Below are 6,922 nucleotides of genomic sequence, written 5' to 3'. Positions count from 1 at the left end.
CACGATATAGTCAAATGGATCATCTTTCGTGCGTCCCTGTTTATGTTGCTGGTAGATAATGTCGAAATAAAACTCTTGGTCCAATAAGTTATGTATATCTTTTTTTGTGTAGGTTTTATTACCGGTCGGGTAAATGAAATTTTCAAACTCTCCTGTTTTATTACTTTTACAATTATGGGCCATGGCGTAAGTGCTACGATTCATGGAATTGGAATGTGAGGCACTGTAGGAGGAACTGATTGAGCCGGTCAAGCAATGGGCTTGAACTGGGTTTGGCGTTCGAGCGATTTCATACCATAGTGTTAGATAATAAAACGGGGCTGCTTGTGAGCCAATAGCACTGCCGAGTTTATTATCGTATTTATCACCCAACAGATAGGTCTCGGTTAGGTTAAATTTAACCATTACAAGGTACGAAATAGCGAGAAAGACAGCGCTCGTCAGAATGTTTTTTTTCATAGCACGAGTACCTTTATATTAAGAATAACCATGAGAGCGGCGAATCAAGCATTAATGAGTAACACGGGTAAAATTTGTCACTAGCCTGTACCTCAGACAAGGCTGGTCAAATAAATTAAACCGTGTCACTGCCTTGTCATCTTTCCAGGTCACCACTTAAGTGAATTATGTAGCATGTAGACGATACAGAGCTGAATCTTAGCTTCAGGGAATAACTAATAATCGCATCAGGAAAGCCTTCTAGGTTGTCAACACTGGCGATTCGTCGATTAAAGTGGTCGTAGCGAATGAGATAGGGTTGAAAATACAGACAATAATTAAGGATGTCTTCGTTGTTAGTCTTTTGATGTACTCAGTGAGATCCGAACAAAATTGGGAACTTTTTATAAGAAATTAATAATGTCTGTCTCTATTTATAGCTTCTATTTATCGTTTGAATAATCCCTAGTGGCCGACAACTGCCGGCCACAGAATTATCGCTGTAAAAACAAGCTACTTAAGGAATGTGGGCCTTAAATTTTAGTGATTACTTTTAATAGTGATTACATTTATATACTTCACCACCATTTTGATAATCTCTTTGCCAATAACAGCTTTTAGTTATTTTCTCTTTACAGATATGTAAGAATTCCCGACCTGTTTCCGATACTTTGTTGCGATTGCCGTCGTACAGAGAAAACTGATAATGTGCTAATTCATACCAGATATCCCACCAGAGCTCAGGATTGGTGGGTGCACCGTGATAAGTACGGTTTTTTTTGTTAACCAGCCCCGTGCCAATACAATCTGGTAAAGCGACTTGCGAATTGAAATCACCATTAATATTCGATGTGATAATTTCTCTGCCAATTTCTTCGTCAAGATTACTGGCTGTTAAAATCACAGTAGCAAAAGGGACCGGCTGACCGTTATCGTCGGTCACCTTACCCGACATACCTATGTACTGGTGGGCCTCAAGATAGGAAGCATGAAGCAAGTTCGTCAGGTTTTCATTATTCCAGACACGGGTGCTGGTTAGGGTCATAGCGGCGCTGGGATCGGTAACAGTTAACGCATACTGGGCAGATACCGAGGGCATGTTATCCGCCACACCACGGGCTAAAAAAGTTATCGATGAATTAGGGGTGACATTGACATTGGTCATTAGGTCATTGTTAATTTTAGCCCATGCGCTGCCAGTCCATAGTTCTAGGCTAAACTGCGCGCTCGCGCTAAATTTTAATTTTATTTTAGTTTGGTCACTGCCGGTCTGGTAAGTGAAATAATCCAGATCATTGGCATTATCTATATTGCCCTGGATAATGGCTGTTGAGGTTAATAGGGTCGCCTGGGATACCTTGTCATTTGACTCTTGTTGATCAAAATCAGGATAATCGAACCAACCCATTATTGCAGGTTCAGGACTCAGTCCCTGGGTGGCCTGTGCGGCAAGAATATAGATGCCAGGATCGACTTTTTGTATGGTTTTTTCTATGGTTGCTGTTGGGTAATTAGAGAAATCCAGTGTGGTGAAACTGTTATCGTCCTCAAGTTTAAAGAAATACAGATTATAATCGACATCGGAAGGAATATTTACCAGCAAACCTTCAATTTTAGTGGCTGTGGTCAATTCAATGCTGTAACACTGGAACTGACCTTCGGCGGTAAAATTAGTATATACCGCGCTGTTAAGGGCAAGCGCCGGACAACCGCTGCGTTCTGCCGGCGTGCTGCTTATTGTCGCCTTAAGTTGGTTTATAGATACAGTATATTGTTGTTTTTCAAAAAACCTGTCCCCAGAGGTTAAAGGAAGCGAATCGGGTTGCTGAATCTGTAAAGAAAAATTCCTTTGTGCTGGGTTTACTGGGTTTTCACGAAGCGTATCACTTTCAAAATAAACTCCAGGCATTTGCTCTATATCAAGCTGAGCCGAGGTTTCTGGTGATAGGTTATTGATATTGGCCATTGCAGAGGTCGACATCATAATAGATAATGCCAAAGCCTTGTTGATGTTATGTTCAATCATTAGATTAACTCCTTTTAACTTAATACTTAATTCCTAACGCTTAATACTTAATACTTAATACTTAATACTTAATACCCAGCGTTAGGTATTCTGTTGTATATAAAAATCACATGCAACAGTTTGATTCTATATTTACATTTGTTGCTATTGTCGTTTTGCCGTTAGAGTTTATTACTCTAAGTTTCTATGTGCAGATACTTCTACAAGATACAGGCTCTTTATTTAAAAATAATGGTGAGAGTCTTAGTTGTTGAGGGTGAGTGTACACTATTCATGATCTAGGATGAATCATAGCCAGTTGGGGCGTGTTGCGTGGAGGCAACCATTTATTTAAGGATATAAACAAGGCGTAAACCATTAGGTCATAGTCATCTGTCGTAAGACAGGAATTCAAACAAGAGCCCGTTTACCACTATTCAGTTACTTGGGACAGTTGTTCAAGAGTCGAAGGTGGATAGGCTACTAAGATTGTGTAAAAAGTAGAGATAGAACAGCTCTCAGAGGGGGGGAGAGCTGTTTTGTAGGAGCAAGAATTGATACTTCGTTAATTTTTTTGATTTGTAAGTTGATACTCTTTTCTTTCTAATAGTTTTATTTTGCGTCGACATTTAAAAAGTTTATATATGAAATATCGACAAACATGATCTTCATGCGTAGAAATAATAATCTGTCTATCAGAGAACTCATTTATTAGGAGTTCAACCAAAGATATCTTATCCATCGTTTGGACGGGGACATCAATGAGTAAAGCACCATATCCTTTAGAATATACTTTGTTTAATGCAAGGTAGATAGTGATCACTACTGCTGCAATCTGGCCTGAGCTCATAGTATTAATTACATCATGGTCACTTTTCCAATTGGAGACAAAACTAATGTTTGTCATCGATATTGTGGATGATTAAAAATTCAAATATGCTTAATCATCACACTTCTGTTATGGGGTAAGCGTCCGCGCAAGTACATCTGCTGGCCTCATAATTTATTTAAGAGGGTATAAAATAAACAGTGTTACTGCCTAATGCGAAAGCTCGGCCTAGAGGTTACCCAACGTCAATCTTACAAGGTAACAACGAAACATAAACACAGTGATAGCGTTGCAGGTACCTGCTGAATCAGCGGTTTAATCCTACTCTGGTTAATCAGGTTTTGGGCTGGTGACGTGACCGATTTAAGGACGCATAGTGGGTTGGGCAATATCAAAACGCATGACCGTAAGCATAGTTGAGTGGGCATTACAAATGGCAGTAACGCTCCTAAAACCAGCAATAGGTGTCATGTTTCATAGTGAAAGAGGCTCACAATACACCAGTAAGCGGTTTAAAAACTGTTGAGGAAGCATGGAATAGTTGCTTCTATGAGCAGTGTAGGAGCCTGTTTAGACAAGGCTGTTGTTGAACATTTTTTTGGAAGTTTGAAGCATGAATGGCTGTTAAAAATGGTCCATTTAACACGAGAATCAATGAAGCTAGATGTTGAAGAATATATCCGGTATTACAACCACGAACGGCTGCATACTAGGCTCGGGGACTTAACACCTATCAGCTATGAGAAATTACAAGGTAAGGTGTCCGGTTGGACTCGAGCATTAATGTTTTATATCAGATTATTATCAGTGCCTTAAATCGGTTTTTTTACGATTTTGGCATTAACCATCTTTACCGATAATGGGTCTAAATTAATTCCAGTGCTGGCACAGGGAAACGTCAAAATTGAGGCTAAGTGTTTATGAGCACTGAAAATATTCACAAAACTCTGTTTTATGACAGTTTAAAATACCCCTAAAACGCGACAGAATCCACGACTTTGGCCAAAAATCGCTGTAAAAGGCTTCATTCTAGATATTTTCCCATATAGAATCCTGTATGTAGGGCAAATATTCGCAACACTAGTGCTTAGTTGCTTGACACTGCTGCCCAAGAGCCGAAGATGGTACAGTGATAAATCTTAGATTTAGTCGAGATAGAACAGCTCCCAAAGGAGGAAAGAAGAGAGCTGCTTAATGAGAATGTAAGTAAAAACTAAAACGATAAGGAATAATATGTTAAAGCTGACAAACTCTATTTGTGAAGTGCTTATCTGTGATGATTGGCGTTTAATACCTGTTGAATCGCTTCATGGAAATAATAGTCCTGTACGTCGATGCCCTGAGTGCCGTGCGTCTATCAAGTTAATGAAGGAAGGAAAAGACGGGCAGAGGGCACATTTTGAACATGATAAAAGAAACCCTGGTTGTAGCCTTGGTGACTCACTGGGTAAGAAACTTAAATATAAGCATATTTCAGTAAAAGTCTTAGATAAAGACAGAAAAGACAGCTTCTTATTTGAAAATCTAATCCCTGATTGTATCGATAATGATGCAGTTATCAATGATGGTGAGATAAGTGAAGATATCATCGATGTGTTCGGTTCATCTCTGTCTGATTCAGAGAAGCGACAAGAGATAAATGCTCGCATAGGCCAAGGCCAATTTCGACAAGATGTGATCCAAGTTTGGGGGAGCGAGGCCTGTGCGTTAACGCTAACTCCTGTTAGAGAGATACTCATAGCTTCGCATATAAAATCGTGGCGCAACTGTAAAGATACCAATGAGAGGTTGGATGGTGCCAATGGCATTTTGTTGTGCGCGCACATAGACAAGCTGTTCGATCGGCATTTGATTACCTTTAAAAAAGTCGGTATTGAATACAGAGTCAAATTTAATCGCCAGCTGGATAAATCTTTGATGACGCAATTGGGAGTAAATGAAGGGGATGCACTCTCTACTAGCAAAATTAAGTCGGCAGACCTTGAAAAGTTTGAAGACTATCTATTTTATCACCAGCAAATCTTTTCTCAGCTAAATGAGATAAATGTTCAATAGACCAAGGTTACAGGGCAGAAACTAGCTTAAGTTGTTGTCCTAACTATTATTTTACTGCTATTTATTCAAGGGTTAGTAAGTTTGTTGGCGATATATCCAGACACTCAGTATTGTCAGGTAAAGAGCTGCTGACCCTTGTTAAAAGTAGCAGTGGACCACTCATTTCAGTATAGATTTTAAAAACAACAGTAGGTGTTTTTGTTGCCATTGTTTCATGATCTACGGCGAACCATAACCAGTTGGCGCGTCACGCGTAGCGGCAGATTTTTATTTCAAGATTCAAATCACCAGTAGCCACTAGGTCATAGTCATCTTTCGTAAGACAGAGCTGACGCCTTAACAAGAGTTAGCAAGAGCCAGCATCACTGCCTGTACCAGCCAATAAATAGTGCTGCTGTCAACAAATAGCAATAAATAGTGCCAATAGCAATAAATAGTGCCAGCCATAGTTAAAACCAAGCAATAAATAGTGCCAGCAATAAATAGTGCCAGCCATAGTTAAAACAACAAATAGTGCAAGCCATAGTTAATGGCGCATTTTTTTTCTCCTACTAAGCTTTAGTTACTGGTCGATTTAGGAGGTTGTTATGCCGCGTCCAAGAAGAACTCAAGTTAGCATTGAAGATACGCCGTTCTACCACATAACCTCAAGGTGTGTGCGAAAATCATGGCTAGCAGGAGTCGATAAAGATACGGGTCATTCTTATGAACATCGACGAGAGTGGATTGAATCTAGGCTTATTGAACTCGCAGGGGCATTTGCTATAGATATAGCGGCTTATGCGGTGATGAGCAATCATCTACATGTGGTGTTGAGAATTGATATCGAGTCAGCAAACCGCTGGACAGATAGGGAGGCCGTGGAGCATTGGCATCAACTGTTTAAAGGAACTGAAATAACTCAGAAATTTCTAAAGTGTGAGATAATTGAAAGCCATGAAATCAAAAGCAATAAATAGTGCCAGCCATAGTTATAACAACAAATAGTGCAAGCCATAGTTAAAGCCAGCAATAAATAGTGCCAGCCATAGTTATAACAAAATAAATAGTGCCAGCCATAGTTAAAGCAATAAATAGTGCAAGCCATAGTTAATGGCGCATTTTTTTTCTCCTACTAAGCTTTAGTTACTGGTCGATTTAGGAGGTTGTTATGCCGCGTCCAAGAAGAACTCAAGTTAGCATTGAAGATACGCCGTTCTACCACATAACCTCAAGGTGTGTGCGAAAATCATGGCTAGCAGGAGTCGATAAAGATACGGGTCATTCTTATGAACATCGACGAGAGTGGATTGAATCTAGGCTTATTGAACTCGCAGGGGCATTTGCTATAGATATAGCGGCTTATGCGGTGATGAGCAATCATCTACATCTGGTGTTGAGAATCGATATTGAGTCAGCAAACCGCTGGACAGATAGGGAGGCCGTGGAGCATTGGCATCAACTGTTTAAAGGAACTGAAATAACTCAGAAATTTCTAAAGTGTGAGATAATTGAAAGCCATGAAATTAACGCCCTCAAACATTCAATAGCCTTATATCGTAGCCGATTAAGTGACATAAGTTGGTTTATGCGCTGCCTCAATGAGCCAATCGCGA

Annotated in this window: 3 protein-coding genes and 3 pseudogenes; 4 read left to right on the top strand and 2 right to left on the bottom strand. The window is 39.8% G+C overall.

Going from position 1 to position 6,922, the window contains the following annotated elements; all coding sequences use genetic code 11:
- The coding region (locus tag HRU42_RS20055) for a hypothetical protein (RefSeq protein WP_295033748.1) at positions 1 to 459 on the bottom strand (459 nt) is incomplete at its 3' end.
- A gap of 532 nt (positions 460 to 991) precedes the next feature.
- On the bottom strand, positions 992 to 2,464 hold the full coding sequence (locus HRU42_RS20050; RefSeq protein ID WP_295033746.1) for a carboxypeptidase-like regulatory domain-containing protein: 1,473 nt from the start codon (positions 2,462 to 2,464) through the stop codon (positions 992 to 994).
- Between the two features lie 1,021 nt (positions 2,465 to 3,485).
- Here HRU42_RS20050 and HRU42_RS20045 point away from each other — a divergent pair.
- From HRU42_RS20045 to HRU42_RS20030, 4 genes and pseudogenes are all read left to right on the top strand, one after another.
- Positions 3,486 to 4,088: pseudogene (locus tag HRU42_RS20045) on the top strand (IS3 family transposase); the annotation flags it as partial.
- 417 nt (positions 4,089 to 4,505) lie between these two features.
- Complete coding sequence (locus HRU42_RS20040) at positions 4,506 to 5,327, top strand: HNH endonuclease signature motif containing protein (RefSeq protein ID WP_295033744.1); 822 nt, start codon at positions 4,506 to 4,508, stop codon at positions 5,325 to 5,327.
- Between the two features lie 587 nt (positions 5,328 to 5,914).
- Positions 5,915 to 6,271: pseudogene (locus HRU42_RS20035) on the top strand (transposase); the annotation flags it as partial.
- Positions 6,272 to 6,477: 206 nt separating this feature from the next.
- Positions 6,478 to 6,922: pseudogene (locus HRU42_RS20030) on the top strand (transposase); the annotation flags it as partial.

This window comes from Shewanella sp. (assembly GCF_013214165.1).
In the GTDB taxonomy this organism is placed as follows: Bacteria; Pseudomonadota; Gammaproteobacteria; order Enterobacterales; family Shewanellaceae; genus Shewanella.
Note: the sequence above shows the minus strand (reverse complement) of the source record. Positions and strands in the feature narration are given on the sequence as shown.